Source organism: Rothia dentocariosa ATCC 17931 (assembly GCF_000164695.2).
In the GTDB taxonomy this organism is placed as follows: Bacteria; Actinomycetota; Actinomycetes; order Actinomycetales; family Micrococcaceae; genus Rothia; species Rothia dentocariosa.
This window is the reverse complement of the sequence record NC_014643.1, coordinates 437,754-452,828: the sequence shown is the minus strand read 5'-3', so window position 1 is coordinate 452,828 and position 15,075 is coordinate 437,754. Positions and strand designations below refer to the sequence as shown.

Sequence of the window (15,075 nt, the reverse complement as noted above, 5' to 3'; positions counted from 1 at the left end):
CTAGAAATAGTAGGGATAGTTCGACCAGTCGGGGTCACGCTTTTGCAGGAACGCATCGCGCCCCTCCACAGCCTCGTCGGTCATATACGCCATGCGGGTTGCTTCGCCTGCGAAAACTTGCTGCCCGAGCATACCGTCATCGGGCAGATTGAAGGCGTACTTGAGCATACGGATAGCCTGCGGAGACTGCCGGGCAATATGCGCCGCATATTCCAGACCCTTGTTTTCCAACTCTGCGTGCGGCACCACATCGTTAACGGCACCCATCTCGTACATGCGCCGCGCATCGTACTCTTTGGCGAGGAAGAATATTTCGCGCGCAAACTTCTGCCCAACCTGCCGCGCCAAAAGCGCCGAACCGTAGCCCGCGTCGAAAGAGCCGACAGTCGCATCGGTCTGCTTAAACTTGCCGTACTCTTCGGAGGCTATGGTCAAGTCCGCGACCACGTGCAGGGAATGCCCGCCGCCCGCAGCCCAGCCGGAAACCAGAGCGATCACGACCTTGGGCATGGTACGAATCAGGCGCTGCACCTCCAGAATATGCAGCCGCCCGGCACGTGCAGGGTCAATAGATTCGGCGGTGTCGCCGCTGGCGTAGTGGTAGCCGTCGCGCCCGCGGATGCGCTGGTCGCCGCCCGAGCAGAACGCCCACCCGCCATCTTTGGGGGAGGGGCCGTTCCCGGTCAGAAGTACAGTGCCTACATCCGAGGTCATGCGGGCATGATCGAGCGCCCGGTAGAGTTCATCCACAGTATGCGGGCGAAAGGCGTTACGCACCTCGGGTCGGTTAAAAGCGATGCGCACGGTCGGCAAGTCGCGCAGGATTTCACCTGTCTCGTCGCGCTGCACCTGGCGGTGGTAGGTGATATCGGTAAAATCCTCAAACCCTTCAACGATGCGCCAGTGCTGCGGGTTGAAAATATCGGAAACCTGGGGAGGGAACGTAACAGTCATGCCCCCTATTTTACGCGGTGGGGCACCCGTGCTGTGCAGAGAACAATTCTTGATCCGGTTTAGACTCAGTACGGGTATCTGATGGGAGAACTCACCCCATAAGTTTTTCAATCAAAAGAGGCATGGCGCTGGAAGGGTTCTGACCCTTCCGGTTGAACGCCATCTGAGGGTCTTTCTGCCGGGCAATTTTGACGGCATCTCTGTAGTTCTCGATAGGAAAATTAGGGTGCAGACCTTTATAGTTACTGCCGGTTAAAAGTGGTGCTTTTCCTGAGTTGGAGAGCTTTTTCACCAGAGTGTCCAGCTGATGGTTATTAGCATATCCGCCAGGCTGGTCTCCCACATGCCACAGCAGCCATACTTCAAACTTAAGGTTTGTCACCACCATAGAAATGTGGTGACTGCGTGCGTCTCGAAGAGCTTGATCGAGCGTCGCGTGTGCATCGACATCTACTACGCAAAAACAATCATCGTAGGCGTTACCGTCGTTCTCTGCCTCTCTCAGATAGGAAAGACAGCCCTTAAGAATGCTTGCAGGGTCTGATCCTTTAGGCTTAACTACCTTAATATCGGTATTAATTCCTAGGTTTTTGATATGCTCTGTGAGCATCTTGAAGTATTTAGGCTCTGTTTTTTCTCCTTCAACGCAGATCAGGAAATTACGTTTGGGGACACGATCTTTACTGCGGGGATTATTGGGGAACAGATCCTTGCTGTTCTTACGACTTCTACGACCCATGGCTCACAGCCTCTACTTGAGACAATTTCTGTTTCTTATTCTCCAAAATTTTCCAGAAAATACTGTGTGATACAAAGGGAACGGCACCGTATCGACCCGACAGATAGCGTTTTTCGATATTTGCTCCTGTGATTTTTGGAAAGTCTGCAAGCGAGAAAAGTCCAGTAGCACCATCACGATTTTTCTCGGTAAACCAGAAGTTTTCAGGAGATAAACCTAATTCCTCATAATGATGAAGAATAGTCGCATCATGGGTGGTAAAAATAAGCTGTGCCCCTTGGGTATTAACACTGGGATCGGTAAATAAACTGATGATTAGACGTACAAGATGGGGATGAAGACTTGAGTCGAGCTCATCTCCACATACTACTTTACCAGTGCGGAGCGCTTCAAGGACAGCAAAAGAGATTGCAAGCCATGCTAATGTTCCATCACTTTCATCGCTGAGATATAAAGGTGGAGAATTACTATCGGCAGAATTATGGAAAAATTCTAAGCGACGCTGAATGAGTTTTGCATTAGAATCTGCTGCTGATTTTTGTTCCGTAGCAAGTATCTGAAGGATTATCTGCTGCACAGTGCGTGGCATATCTTGAGGTAGATTATCGACGTCAAGATTATCCTCTGACTGCCATATATCAACCTTTTGGATCCCAATATCGGCAACTTGCAACAATTGTGCTATATCGTCACGAGTTATGGAAAGCTCCACTAATGCGTTGATGATGGCTTCAATACGCATCTGTTGGTCTCGCTCGCTGAGGAGAACAAAATCAATTTTATGGGTTATTGCATGCGCTACAGATCCTAAGATATCTTTCCTGCCAAGAGTGGCTGCGCGGGATAGCACAAGTTCTCGGTGGGAAACTTCGAGTTTTTTGACGTCACGCGCAATAAAATCTACCGAATCTATACCTTCTACATATTCACGTGTGAAGATTGTGCGCCAGCGGCTCTTAGGAAGATGCATCAGGTACTCAATGTTGACCCCTTCCGAGTTAACGGAGAAGCCATAACGATAACGTATGTCGTCAAGGAGAAAATCTAGCTCATAGGCGCTGTCTGCTGTTCGAGATGTGTCTGATAATTTGAAGGGCACATGGGGAAAGGAGCTGGAATCCTGCCATATTGTTGAAGAATTTTCGATGGCGGCCGTAAAGTACCGAAGAGCGTCCAGAACATTTGACTTACCGGAGGCATTTGCGCCAAAAATACCTGCAACGGTATGAACGTATTGACCCCACGTTTTATTCGCTGAGGGCTTTAGCGTGGTGAGGGAACTATCCAGAAGCTCTAGTGCCGTCTCATCCCTCAGGCTCTTATGGTTTTTGACTCGAAAGTTGAGAATCTGCATACCAAAAAAATATCATATACTCTGCACTGAACTCTAGAAATTTATGATTTTTCTCAAAAAATGAGGGTTTAAGAACATTTTTACGTTCTATATAGATAACATCAGAATTCAGGTCGATTCGGTGAGTCCTGGGTTTACACATCTTTCATATTCCTTGCGCATCCACTCCTGCTATAAGATGCTGGAAGAGCCTATTTATGCCCGCCCAGCCACCAAGGACAGAAGAATATGTCAGAGTACACGTCGCGAACTTCTGCAACACCTGATGATTCCCTCATCCACCTTCATGCAATGCGGCATGAACGGTATGCGGCGGCGACCGCGCTTTTAGGGGAGAGCGGATTTGCCACGCGCGTGGGAGGGTTTAACGCTCTGGTGCGTCTTGCCGATGAGTGGCTTGCGGATGAGCGCACCCCCGAAGAACAGCGCCTTGCCGAGGCACAGGTTATTATCGATACGTTTTGCGCGTGCATCTATGCCCCATTCCTGCCCGCCTCCAGGCATAAAGACTATATGCGGCTGAACCGAGAACCGAAGAAACGCTGGGATTCCCAGAAAAAAGCACGATTCCGCGCCGAACAAGCCGAGTTCCGTGCTGAGGCGCGGTTCCGCCAAACCGTTCTCGATACCATTCACCTGAGGGTTATGCCCCGCTACGAGGGACCGGGACCGTGGAGCCGTCTCTCCTTCGATTTTTCGGGTAGCGTGTTCTTCTATCCGGTTAGCTTTGGGCGCTCGCAATGGGAGGGACGCTTGAACCTGCGCGGGTGCACCTACTATGCGGAGGCCGATTTTTCGGGTTCCACCTACACCTGGTATTTAGATTGCAGCAATTCCGCCTATTACACAGAGGCCGATTTCAGCGCTTCGACTTACAACGGAGGGGTTAACGCGAGCTTCTGTAACTACCGCGGGAACGTCGATTTCAGCGAGTCCGTGTACCGTGCCAACGCCAGCCTGAGTTACAACGTGTACTGGGGTGAGGCTGCCCTGAACGACAGTATTTATGAGGGGCACGCTGATCTTGCCTGCTGCACCTATGTGGGTCACGCAAGCCTGGGGAACTGCGATTACAGGCGCGGCGCAGACCTGTTTTTGAGCACCTACGCGACCTTCGCCGATCTTGACCGGTGCACCTATGGCGGGCGCGCGAACCTGAGCAAGAGCGTCTATTACGGTCGGGCATGGTTCTGGCATTCGACCTATTTGCAGGAGGCCACGTTCGGGGATTCTATCTATAACGATTCCGTCGATTTTTCCGATTCGCATTTTGCCGGCCCCGTCAATCTTGAGGATTCGGCGTATCTCGACACCACGAACTTTCAGAACACGATTTTTGAGGAGGACAGTCCCTCTTTCGCCCGGAGCGTGTATGTTCCCGAGAATAACGAGCACACGGGGTACAACTATGGGGTGGTGCGCGTGCTAACGCTGGACGAATTGCAGCATCTCGACCAGCTGCGAGAGCCGCGCTACGAGATTGAGCAGGAACTCTTCAACGTTGATGATGCTACGGATGCGAAAACGTACCGCATCCTGCGCAGAGCCTTGCTGGAGGCGAGCCACCCGATCCAGAAATGGTGCCAGGAACTGATGGCGGGCACGCTCTAAAAGCCGCGTGAATTAGTCCCTAGACAGAGGCTAGAGCTGAAAATATTAAAAAATTTGCCCCGATCCGTAATGCGCGGATCGGGGCAAATCTGTGAACAGAAGTTCAGACCTTAGCCAGCCTTGGCGAGCTCTGCGGCCTTATCGAACTCTTGTTCAATTTCCTCATTCTTCTGGTAGGTAGCCAGAGAGACCACGACGGTCACCAGGAAGGCTAGGAAGAACCCGGGGATCATCTCGTAAACATCGATCGTTTCGGTGAGGTTGAAGATCTGGCGCCAGAAGAAGGTGACGACAGCACCCACGACCATGCCCGAGACCGCGCCCGGTAGGGTGAGCTTGCGCCAGTACAGTGAGAGGATCACGATTGGACCGAAGGCCGAACCAAAGCCTGCCCAAGCGAACTCCACGAGCGAGAGAATCGAGTTGTTCTTATCGAGCGCCATGAGAGTCGCGATGACCGCCACAATCGCTACGCCCGCACGTCCAAGCCAGAGTGACTGGTTTGAGCTGAGCTTCTTCTTCACAAAGACACCGTAAAGATCTTCCACGAGAGCCGAGGAGCAGACCACGAGCTGCGAGGAGAGCGTAGACATAATAGCTGCGAGTACGGCAGCCAGGATCATACCGGCGATAAAGGGGTGGAAGAGAATCTGCGCGAGATCCAGGAAGACTGTCTCCGCACTTTCCTTATCGGTGAGAGAAACTTCGGGGTGGGTTGCAAAGTAGGCTACGCCCACGAACGCCGTGCTGATGGAGCCTACCACGGTCAGGAGCATCCAGCTCATGCCGATGCGACGCCCGGCTTTCGCATCCTTGGGGGTGCGCAGTGCCATAAAACGCACGATAATATGCGGCTGACCGAAGTATCCCAGGCCCCAGGCGAGCGCCGAAGCGATACCGATGAACGTCGTTCCCGCGAAAAGTCCCAGGGCGTCGGGGCGAACGTTGGCGACGGCATCCGTGACGTGGTCGAGTCCGCCCATATTGGTAATAGCCACGATCGGCACGGCAATCAACGCGGCGAGCATCAGAAGACCCTGCACCATATCGGTGTAGGAAGCACCCATAAAGCCGCCGAAGAAAGTGTAGAACATGGTGATACCGGCGACGAGAAGCATACCGGTGAGGTAATCCTGGTGGAAGGAAGACTCGAAGAATTTACCGCCAGCAACCATGCCGGAGGAGACGTAGAAGGTGAAGAAGACGAGGATAATAATGCCTGCAAAAATACGCAGAATATTGTATTTATCGTGCAGTCGGTTGCTGAGGAACACGGGGACGGTAACGGCATCGCCAGCGACTTCGGTGTAGCTGCGCAGACGGGGGGCGATGAATTTCCAGTTGACCCATGCGCCGATTGTCAGACCGATAGCAATCCATGATTTGGAAAGACCGGCTAAATAGACAGCGCCGGGCAAACCCATCAGGAGCCAGCCGGACATATCTGCGGCGCCTGCCGAGAGAGCCGCGACGGTGGGGGAGAGCTGTCGTCCTCCAAGCACATAGTCGTCAAGGTCGTTGTTTTTACTGTTTGCCCACAGACCAATCACAATCATGGCGATGAAGTAAATCGCCAGTGCGATGACTTGGAACGTACCGTCGGTCATCTCTCATTCCTATCTAGTGGTTGGGATTTCGTTACGTAACTATCTGTGTAATTATGCGCAACTCTATGACTTTATGAGTGGCTTGGGATACAGTCTAACCGCTCGGAATGGATTTACCAACTCGTAATGCATTCAGCGTGTTTGCATACTGCTGAATATATATTCACATCATACGAGGTATGCCGTGGTAAAGCGTGGTTTTATGTGGGAAATTTTGGCGAAACGACCCCGAAAATTCGCGGCTCTTGAGGTTGCTTTGACCACAACGTGAACGCGTGGCGTGTGGTGATGCTTTTGCTTCTTATAAATCTAAAGGATTTGTAATGATCCACGGCTTGGGGCTCATGGCTTTAGGATCGAAGTATTCCAGGAAATCCTGCGCCGATTTCGGGAACTGTGGGGCATCAGGAATGGGAATGGAGGCGCGAACCCACTCCAAAATATCGGACTCTGCAAACCCTGCGTCCCGAAGCTGTCTCAGCGTTACCGCGCCGTCGCGTTTCGCTAGACGCTTACCTTCCGTGTTGAGGGCTAGGGGGACGTGGGCATAGAGGGGCAGTTCATACCCCAGGAGTGCTGCCAAGTATGCCTGGCGCGGAGCGGAAGATAATAAATCGTCTCCGCGCACCACCTGGGTTACACCCTGATAATGGTCATCGACCACGACGGCTAGGTTGTAAGCATAGGTGCCGTCGTTGCGGCGAACCACCACGTCATCGACGGCGCCCGTGTACTCACCGGCAAACATATCCTGTACCGTAAATTCACTGATTTCGGCGCGCAAGCGCAGGGCGGGAGGGCGTATCTCACGCCGAGATTCACGCTCGGCATCACTCAGGCTTCGGCATGTCCCTGGATAGGAGCCGGGGATGCCGTGCGGTGCTGAGGTTGCCTCCAAAATCTCACGGCGCGTGCAATAGCACTCGTAGAGCAGCCCTGCATCCTGGAGCTTCTGCACGGCGGCATCGTAGGCGGCAAGTCGTGTGCTCTGGCGTAAAACATGGTCGCGGCGCTGCGGGTCTTCGCCGGGCGTTGCATCCCAATCGAGCCCCAAAGATTTTAAATCGGCGAGCTGCTGTTCGGCGGCACCGGGGCGCACGCGATCGAGGTCTTCGATACGCATCACAAAGCGCAGTCCCTCTTGTCGTGCGAGAAGCCATGCGAGAATTGCTGTGCGCAGATTGCCCAGATGCAGGTCTCCAGAGGGGGATGGTGCGTACCTGCCTGCACCTGGTGAAGAAGGAGTGTGCATTGCGAAAGAATCCTGGGCGGTGCTGCTGCTGTGTAAGCTCATGGTTTTAATCCTAGCGGTACCTCTAAAAGTGCCTCACGCCATGGGATGCGGCAAAAAATAACAAAATGATAACAACCTCATGGGGAACTTCGTGATAAACATTCGCAAGTGTGTTATTAAACCTTTATAAAAATATTCCGTATCTGACGCTAAAGTCGAGTACCGTTAGAAGTATGGCAACCACGATTGAACTAGCGGACGGTGTTTATCGTATTGCAACCGATAACTACTGTCTAAATACCGGACTCATCCTCGGTCTTGAGAAAGCACTCGTGATCGATACCGGTGCAGGACCTCGACAGGCAACCGAAATTTATGATGAGGTTCGTCGTATCACCCGTATGCCCCTCGTCGTCGTCAATACGCACGCACACCCCGAGCGTTATTTCGGAAACGACGTTTTTGCGGCTATGGGCACCGAAGAGTTTTGGTCGCACCCGCGGGCGGCGCGCGCTATCAAGAAATACGGGGATAGGCAGCGTCTTTATGTGGAGACCCTAGAACCTGAGATGGCACACCACCAGGGAGCGGCAACCGATATCGTGGTGCCAAATCATCTGGTTGCCCAAAGCGGGGAAGGCATTACCTTTACCCCGGTTGATCTGGGGGAACGCTCGGCAACCCTCATCTACTTGGGTCCCGGACATACCGAGGGCGATATCTTGGTGGGCATCGACGATGTGCTCTTTACGGGCGGTCTGCTGGAGCAGGGGACCGATCCGTCCTTTGAAGACTCTTTCCCCGATCGTTGGGTAGAGACCCTAGGCGCGCTTCTTGAGCTTGATCGTTACCGCGTCTACGTGCCTGGCTGCGGCGACCCCGTAGAGCGTGACTTTGTGGAACGTTTTCAGGAGACCATGAAGAAGGCTATTTACGCTATTCGCCATTCAACTATTGACCCGAATGATGCGAGTACCACCGCCGCCATGTACCACCTGCCCTATGCACCCGGACCTACCCGGTTCTTGCTGGATCGTATGGCGCAGCTTGACGGTACCGAAGTGCCCACCGACAGCTCTGAAACCACCGGATACACCGGTCCTATCACGATTGGCAGCCTGCACTAGCATAAGCGCAGACATATGACGACTGGGTATGACATATATCGTCATATTCATAAGAATTTCTGAAAACCTCCGTATAGGGTACGTACCATTTTGAGATTATGGTGCGTTCCTGCGCGGAGGTTTTACTCTGCGAACCTTAGAAGGGGTAAGGTGTAACCTAAGCTTGGGTATCGAAAATATCGTTCGGGCGGTGAATGCGCACCCGAATACCTGACTCCTCACCAAAGCCTGCCGCCATGCGTTCCAAATCCGTATTCGGTGCCGCCTGAACCGTGAAGAACCGCTCGATGGCGCGGGCAAATTGTGGATTCTGGGCGAGAGTGCCATGTTCCAGCGCGGTAAAAATACTGCCTCCGGCGTCGTCATAGACGACGACGTCAAGATCGGGCAGAAGCTCCGTCATGGGCAGGTTCAGTGCAGAAATGTCGTATTGAAAGGTCAAATCGCCGCATATGAGGGTAACCGGAATCGGTGCGCCCGCTACATGGGCGGAATCATCGGCAGCCGTGCGTGCGTTGCCGGTGGGGTAGTAGCCCGCTAAAGAAACGCCGACAGCCGTTGCGATAAGCCCGTCGATGCCGGAAAGCCCGCGGTTTGCGAGAACCCGTGCGGGCGCATCGGCACCAAGAGCGGGGGCGATAATATCTAGATCGCGCACAATACTCGATGATCCGACGACAAGGGTTCGATGCTGCTGTGCGCATGTATTCCAGGTTTGGAGTGCAAGCGCCTGAGCGGGAATTCTAGCAGGCTGAGAAGTATATGCACCGTCTTGGTGACATTCCTCGGATGGAATAGAGGCCTGCGGATGCACTGTTTCAGACTTGGCATAACGGTAGGCTTCGATCGACGTGAGCGATGCCTCCTGAGCTCGCTGACCGGCAGTGACCCAAGCATCAAGCCAGGAATCATCGGCCCGCACGCCCGATCCCATAAGCGCAAAGGCTTCAAGTTCGGCGGGCGAATCAATCTCGCGAACGGCACGGGTGCCGGGTTCGTACCAGCTGGCGCGCCGAGGCGCATAGTAAGCATGCTGCACATCGGTACGCGCTAAAAGCGCAGAAATAGGGCGCGAAAGCGTGGGATGCCCGCATAAAATAGTTCGCTCGATACTCTGCCCCAGCTCGGAAGCCGCATGTTCCCCGAGTACCGTCGTGTACTGGGGAATCGCGGTAGCGCCGTGCCGCGCCTGCGAAGAAGGCTCTGCCAGTAGCGGCAGATTCAACGCGCGGGCAAACTCGGCAGCGAACGGCTCGGCACCGTCTCCCGCGATCACCACCGTTTTCGGGCAGTCTGGTGCGCCTTCGGGTTTAAGCGGCGAGGCCTGAGCCACCTGTTCATGCTGAATCAGCCAAAGCTTCTCGACAGGGCTCAGCTGTGCAGGCTCAAGCTCAGCGGGGTACGATGCGGCCCCCGGGGCAATATGCTCGGCAAGCGATGTGGCCCAGGTAGGAAGAATTTCGGCTGTCCGAGCCGAAGGCGTGAGCGGGGTATCGAAACACACGTTAACATGCGCCGGCCCCACGGGCTCATCGCTTGTGCGCGACCAATCCTGCGCATCGCTGCCCGTCAGCGCCGCCAAACATGCCATAAAATCGGCGGTCTGCTGCCCCGGATTATGCTCGGGGTATGAGGTCAAATCAGCGCTTGCGCGCACAAAGGGAGAGAAAAAATCGGTTTGAATCGTCGTCTGATTAGCACCGGTTCCACGCAGCCTTACGGGACGGTCCGCGCTCATGATCGCCAGTGGAACCCCGGCATGGTAAGCCTCCATCACGGCGGGCAAATACTCACCCAGAGCCGTTCCCGAGGTACACACTAACCCCACGGGCAGCCGCGAAGCCTTCGCGATACCCAGCGCCGTGAACGCTGCCACGCGCTCATCAATGCGCACGTGGGCAACCAACGCACCTGCCTCTTCGGCCGCCGCAACCGCATACGCCAGGGGAGCGCTTCGAGAACCTGGGGAGACCACCACATGCCGCATGCCCGCGCGAATCAGGGAATCGAGCACGGCGACGGCGGAGAGCATGGAGTCTGGAGCGGCTGGAGCGGGGGGAGTTTGAACGGTGTCGGCACAGTCGGGGTTTTCAGTCACCCGTCTATTCTAGACCGGTGTTTGGGCGAGTGAAGAATATGGGGTCCCTAAACGGGCAGTTAGCCCCCAGAACACTGACCAGAACGTTCAGAACATACCTGGCTAAAGACTCGTGGGCAAGGCTTCCTGAAGCACCAGGTAGCACCGTCGGATGCGCTCCACCCAGGCATCCCGCACTTCGCCCTCTGCCTCAACGCGCCTCAGTGCCGACTCCGTAGGCACAACCCGCCGCATCTGGAGCTCGCCATCGCGAGCAAGCAGCGAATCGTCAGTCACATCGGCGCTCATCAGCGAGACCGTACTCAGCCCGCACGCATAGGGAAGATCCGGCAGAGCCGCCGCCAGAGACACACCGGTCGCGATACCTACGGAAGACTCCAGCGCCGAAGACACCACCGTGGGTAAACCTGCCTGTTCAACGATCTTTAGCGCGCGCCGAACCCCGCCTAAAGGTGCCGCCTTGACGATCAGCACATCGGCGGCGTGCGCCTGCGCCACCTTGAGAGGGTCACTGGCCTTACGCACGGATTCGTCGGCGGCGATGAGCATCGAAAGACTGCGCTCGCCCACCAGGGCACGCACCTGCGCAAGCTCATCAACCGTGGCGACAGGCTGCTCGGCATAAAGCAGATCGTACTCGTTCAGCGCCGCAAGGGCTTCGAGAGCTTCGGGTACGCTCCACCCCGCATTAGCGTCCACCTTCAACCGTGCATTCGGGAGGGCACGCCGCGCTGCCGCAACGCGGGCAATATCATCGTCGAGAGTTTGCCCCTTCTCGGCAACCTTGATTTTAAGCTCGTGGATGGTTCCACGATAGTTGTTCAGCACTTCGGGAATCCGCTCGGCGCTCACTGCGGGAAGGGTTGCGTTCACCGGAATAGTGGCTCGACGAGCGGGCGGCGCCCCCAGCCAGGCGGACTCTAACGCACAGGCTAACCACGCCGCCGCCTCATGATCGTCATACTCTAAAAACGGTGCGAACTCGCCCCATCCGGCGGGACCCTGTATCAGCGCACTCTGGCGCCGATTGACCGAGCGGAAGGTCACCCGCATAGGAATATCAACCACTCGAACGGCGCGTAAAACCTGCTCTAACGGCGGCAAAGCTAAGCCCTCAGTGATGAACCCGTATCCTAGCGGCGGCACGGATGACATGGCGTTTCTCCTTAAGGTATTCTCGGTAAACTCCCAGCTTGGAATTTAGAAAACACGTATTTTTCATAGCTTAACCTGAGATAGTGTTTTCTATGTCGTGTTTACAGACACCGCATCACAGACATTTTGGAGGGAAAAAGTATGTCACAGGGTCCTCACACATCGCGTGGTCATGTTCCTCGCCATACCAGTACCTCAAATGACACGGACGATGCTACGCGTATTCTATCTCCTCAGACTCTAGCCGATAACGACAGTGCCGATGCCGATGCGACGGTTCCGTTATCGAGCATCCAATCTTCCTATGAAACCGATGATGACGCGACCGAATTTCTGGACCTTCAGGATCTACCATCTTCCTCACCAGACACGGACGCAACCCGCGCCATCCCGAACCCGCACGAGGCGCTTAAACCCCATGAAGGCTCCGACACGGTAGCCCTCGACGCTCTTGATGATTCACCGACCGAAGCCATCAGCGCATCGCAGGATCCGCGTGCTCACTACGTTCAGCACACGCGTGCCGCCCAGCCGCAAACCCGTGTGCAGCCGGATATAACCCCTTCGGCTGATTACCCTGCCACGGTTGCCATACCAACGGGTGCTCCCGGTATGCAGACTGCGCCCCAGGACACACAGTACAGTGCCGCCGCTCATCCCCACGCCGCTAACCCGGCGATGAGCACCGCGAACTATGCTGGATACGGCGCTCGTCCGAACCCTGCGGCCCCCGGGGCAGGCGTTCCCGCAGAAGCACCTATTCCTAATGATCCGCCGAGTACCAAGGTTGTGGCGCAGCATTTGGGTGTCATGGTGCTGTTCGGCGCTCTGCTCTATGCCACGTTCCAGTTCTTCATCTATAGCCGTACCGGGCAGCAGCTCGACGAAAATGCATTTACTGAATATGCCAGCCAGTTCGCGGAATACCAGCGTCCTACCCTGGCGGCTCTCGATAACCTGCCGACGATTACCGGCGTAATCGCGGTGATCGGCATTATTATTGGGCTGATCTGGAAGCACCGCATCCTGCCCGCTATCGTGGGTATTCTTGCGGGCACGGGCGCGTGTTTGAGCGTCCACGTCCTCAAGAATTATGTGATTACCAAGCCTAATTTCGGCATTCAGGAAGCCCTCTTGAACTCCGCGCCGAGCGGGCACACGGCATTCGCCGCTTCTGCAGGTGCCGCTCTGTTTATCGCAGCGCCTCGCGCGCTTCGACCCACGATTGCGGTCTTGGCGGCGATGGCGACCTGCGCTACGGGCGCATCCACCATTATTAACGGCTGGCACCGCCCGGCTGATGTTATCAGCGCGATTTTGGTAGTTGCGCTCTGGACCGTTCTCGGTTTGGGCGTTCTTCGGTACCTGCGCCGTGCAGAATTTAACGTACCGACCCCTCGCGTGGTGGGAGCCATTGCGGTGCCGCTGCTGACGATTGCAAGTCTGTTCCTCTCGTTCTGCGCGGTTGCGATGTATGCGGTCACCATGTTTTCCACCATGCCCGGGGGAGTGTTCGTTGCCTCAACCTGCATGATTCTGGCGGTCAGCACGGGAACCACGGCGATATTGGTGCGGCTTCTGCGCCCGCGTAACCAGGTATCTTCTCCCTATACGCGCGTGTGGGAATACTAGGGCCGTATCACGTTATGAAATATATATGTCACTGTTTGCCTACCCTCGTAACACGGGCATAGAATTTAGCATAGTTCATGCAAATTTTAGGATGCGCGTATCCTAAAAGAACAACCATCATCGGCGAAAGGTTAGAACTCATGGCGGGTACTCACGAAGGGCGTGTGCTTGTTTTCCCACAGCTCACCGAAGTTCTCACCCCCTTTGAGACTAAGCCGCAGGCAAAGAAAATCCTCGATGCCGATGGCGGCAGCATCACCCTGATGGAGCTGGCAGCCGGTCAATCTTGGCACGAACACCACAGCGTACACCCGGTGGTTGTGCAGGTGCTTAAAGGCAAGGTTGAGTACAGTACCAAAGGGCAGAGTATTATCCTGGAACCCGGTAAACTCATCCACACCACGGCAAAGCTGTTACACTCGGTCACGGCACTCGAAGACTCGACCTTGATGGTCATTATGCTGACCGGAGAATCACATCCGGAGCCTAATATCACTATTGAGGTTGAACAGGTCTAGGGCACAACGCCTTAGAAATAAATAAAAATCCCTTTAAGCACGGTAATGTCCCGTATCCAGCGACGGATACGGGACATTGTCGTATATTCCCCCAAACAGGCAAAGCTGTTATGAGCAGGTTTTCTGTGAAACGGTAAAAACCCCGCAGATACCTTCCTCACGGAGCACTTGGAGGAAAGCGTATCTGCGGGGTTGGTCTGAAACAGGGCAAACGGACTAGGCGTTTGCTGCCGCATCCTGATCTGCGGGGGTTTCATCCACGTGGGTGGGATCAAGCACACGCGCTAAGAATGTCTTGGTACGTTCATGCTGCGGGCTGCCGATCACCCGCTCGGCGGGTCCCTCTTCGACGACCACGCCATCCGCCATGAAGACGACCTTATCGGCGACATCGCGGGCGAAGCTCATCTCGTGAGTCACCACGATCATCGTCATACCTTCGTCGGCGAGATCACGCATAATCGTAAGAACATCGCCCACCATTTCGGGGTCGAGCGCGCTTGTCGGTTCGTCGAAGAGCATGAGTTCGGGGTTCATCGACAGCGCCCTAGCGATCGCCACACGCTGCTGCTGGCCGCCCGAAAGTTTACTCGGGTAGGCATTTTCCTTATCTGCCAGCCCCACTTTCGCCAGCTGTTCGCGGGCAATCTTCTCTGCCGTTGCACGATCACGATCCAAGACCTTGATCTGAGCAATCGTGCAGTTATCAAGCACGCTCAGATGCCCAAACAGGTTGAACTGCTGAAACACCATGCCCATGCGGGTGCGCAAGGCGTTAATATCGGCGTCCGGGTCGGTCACCTCCACGCCGCCCACGGTAATGGTTCCCGCATTGGGCTCTTCGAGCAGGTTTACGCATCGCAGAAGCGTTGATTTACCAGACCCCGAAGGACCGATTAGGCAGACGACCTCGCCCGGTTCAACCTGAATATCAATACCGCGCAGCACCTCGTTTTTGCCATAAGACTTGTGTAGCCCCGTGATGCTCACCGATGCCGCTGATGTTACTGTGTCAGTCATGACAATCTCCCAAAGTCTTTGTCGTG

The 15,075-nt window shown here is 55.0% G+C and carries 12 protein-coding genes; 4 read left to right on the top strand and 8 right to left on the bottom strand.

Annotated features, from left to right (window positions below):
- From HMPREF0733_RS02010 to HMPREF0733_RS10695, 3 genes are all read right to left on the bottom strand, one after another.
- A complete protein-coding gene (locus HMPREF0733_RS02010) occupies window positions 1-954 on the bottom strand; it encodes a 1,4-dihydroxy-2-naphthoyl-CoA synthase (RefSeq protein ID WP_013397720.1) in 954 nt (317 codons plus the stop codon).
- Between the two features lie 91 nt (window positions 955-1,045).
- On the bottom strand, window positions 1,046-1,693 hold the full coding sequence (locus HMPREF0733_RS02005; RefSeq protein WP_013397719.1) for an RloB family protein: 648 nt from the start codon (window positions 1,691-1,693) through the stop codon (window positions 1,046-1,048).
- Entirely contained in the window at window positions 1,683-3,047 is a 1,365-nt protein-coding gene (locus tag HMPREF0733_RS10695) for an AAA family ATPase (protein ID WP_013397718.1), read from the bottom strand. The genes HMPREF0733_RS02005 and HMPREF0733_RS10695 overlap by 11 nt, the downstream gene beginning before the upstream one ends.
- A 228-nt stretch (window positions 3,048-3,275) precedes the next feature.
- Here HMPREF0733_RS10695 and HMPREF0733_RS01995 point away from each other — a divergent pair, with 228 nt between their 5' ends.
- Window positions 3,276-4,658, top strand: coding sequence for a hypothetical protein (locus tag HMPREF0733_RS01995; RefSeq protein WP_049775416.1), 1,383 nt, complete (start codon window positions 3,276-3,278; stop codon window positions 4,656-4,658).
- Window positions 4,659-4,768: 110 nt separating this feature from the next.
- Here HMPREF0733_RS01995 and putP read toward each other — a convergent pair whose 3' ends face one another.
- Both putP and gluQRS read right to left on the bottom strand, forming a co-directional pair.
- Window positions 4,769-6,265: a sodium/proline symporter PutP gene (putP, locus tag HMPREF0733_RS01990; protein WP_013397715.1), complete on the bottom strand. Its 1,497-nt coding sequence runs from the start codon at window positions 6,263-6,265 to the stop codon at window positions 4,769-4,771.
- A gap of 301 nt (window positions 6,266-6,566) precedes the next feature.
- Window positions 6,567-7,559, bottom strand: a complete 993-nt coding sequence (gluQRS, locus tag HMPREF0733_RS01985) for a tRNA glutamyl-Q(34) synthetase GluQRS (protein ID WP_244864787.1) — start codon at window positions 7,557-7,559, stop codon at window positions 6,567-6,569.
- Window positions 7,560-7,732: 173 nt separating this feature from the next.
- Between gluQRS and HMPREF0733_RS01980 the strand changes: the two genes are divergently transcribed.
- The gene (locus HMPREF0733_RS01980; RefSeq protein ID WP_013397713.1) at window positions 7,733-8,626 is read left to right on the top strand and encodes an MBL fold metallo-hydrolase; all 894 of its coding nucleotides are present in this window, start codon (window positions 7,733-7,735) and stop codon (window positions 8,624-8,626) included.
- A 157-nt stretch (window positions 8,627-8,783) separates the two neighbouring features.
- Here the strand turns inward: HMPREF0733_RS01980 and menD are convergent, their stop codons facing one another.
- On the bottom strand, window positions 8,784-10,724 hold the full coding sequence (gene menD / locus HMPREF0733_RS01975) for a 2-succinyl-5-enolpyruvyl-6-hydroxy-3-cyclohexene-1-carboxylic-acid synthase (RefSeq protein WP_013397712.1): 1,941 nt from the start codon (window positions 10,722-10,724) through the stop codon (window positions 8,784-8,786).
- A 102-nt stretch (window positions 10,725-10,826) separates the two neighbouring features.
- On the bottom strand, window positions 10,827-11,879 hold the full coding sequence (locus tag HMPREF0733_RS01970; protein WP_013397711.1) for an o-succinylbenzoate synthase: 1,053 nt from the start codon (window positions 11,877-11,879) through the stop codon (window positions 10,827-10,829).
- A gap of 141 nt (window positions 11,880-12,020) precedes the next feature.
- Here HMPREF0733_RS01970 and HMPREF0733_RS11315 point away from each other — a divergent pair, with 141 nt between their 5' ends.
- Both HMPREF0733_RS11315 and HMPREF0733_RS01960 read left to right on the top strand, forming a co-directional pair.
- The gene (locus tag HMPREF0733_RS11315; RefSeq protein WP_013397710.1) at window positions 12,021-13,511 is read left to right on the top strand and encodes a phosphatase PAP2 family protein; all 1,491 of its coding nucleotides are present in this window, start codon (window positions 12,021-12,023) and stop codon (window positions 13,509-13,511) included.
- A gap of 140 nt (window positions 13,512-13,651) precedes the next feature.
- The gene (locus tag HMPREF0733_RS01960; protein WP_244864785.1) at window positions 13,652-14,029 is read left to right on the top strand and encodes a cupin domain-containing protein; all 378 of its coding nucleotides are present in this window, start codon (window positions 13,652-13,654) and stop codon (window positions 14,027-14,029) included.
- Window positions 14,030-14,245: 216 nt separating this feature from the next.
- Here HMPREF0733_RS01960 and HMPREF0733_RS01955 read toward each other — a convergent pair whose 3' ends face one another.
- Window positions 14,246-15,049: an amino acid ABC transporter ATP-binding protein gene (locus HMPREF0733_RS01955; RefSeq protein ID WP_013397708.1), complete on the bottom strand. Its 804-nt coding sequence runs from the start codon at window positions 15,047-15,049 to the stop codon at window positions 14,246-14,248.
- Window positions 15,050-15,075: the final 26 nt, after the last annotated feature.

Coding starts and splice junctions, on each gene's coding strand:
- HMPREF0733_RS02010 (WP_013397720.1), bottom strand. CDS start 954: ATGACTGTTACGTTCCCTCCCCAGGTTTCCGATATTTTCAACCCGCAG.
- HMPREF0733_RS02005 (WP_013397719.1), bottom strand. CDS start 1,693: ATGGGTCGTAGAAGTCGTAAGAACAGCAAGGATCTGTTCCCCAATAAT.
- HMPREF0733_RS10695 (WP_013397718.1), bottom strand. CDS start 3,047: ATGCAGATTCTCAACTTTCGAGTCAAAAACCATAAGAGCCTGAGGGAT.
- HMPREF0733_RS01995 (WP_049775416.1), top strand. CDS start 3,276: ATGTCAGAGTACACGTCGCGAACTTCTGCAACACCTGATGATTCCCTC.
- putP (WP_013397715.1), bottom strand. CDS start 6,265: ATGACCGACGGTACGTTCCAAGTCATCGCACTGGCGATTTACTTCATC.
- gluQRS (WP_244864787.1), bottom strand. CDS start 7,559: ATGAGCTTACACAGCAGCAGCACCGCCCAGGATTCTTTCGCAATGCAC.
- HMPREF0733_RS01980 (WP_013397713.1), top strand. CDS start 7,733: ATGGCAACCACGATTGAACTAGCGGACGGTGTTTATCGTATTGCAACC.
- HMPREF0733_RS01970 (WP_013397711.1), bottom strand. CDS start 11,879: ATGTCATCCGTGCCGCCGCTAGGATACGGGTTCATCACTGAGGGCTTA.
- HMPREF0733_RS11315 (WP_013397710.1), top strand. CDS start 12,021: ATGTCACAGGGTCCTCACACATCGCGTGGTCATGTTCCTCGCCATACC.
- HMPREF0733_RS01960 (WP_244864785.1), top strand. CDS start 13,652: ATGGCGGGTACTCACGAAGGGCGTGTGCTTGTTTTCCCACAGCTCACC.
- HMPREF0733_RS01955 (WP_013397708.1), bottom strand. CDS start 15,049: ATGACTGACACAGTAACATCAGCGGCATCGGTGAGCATCACGGGGCTA.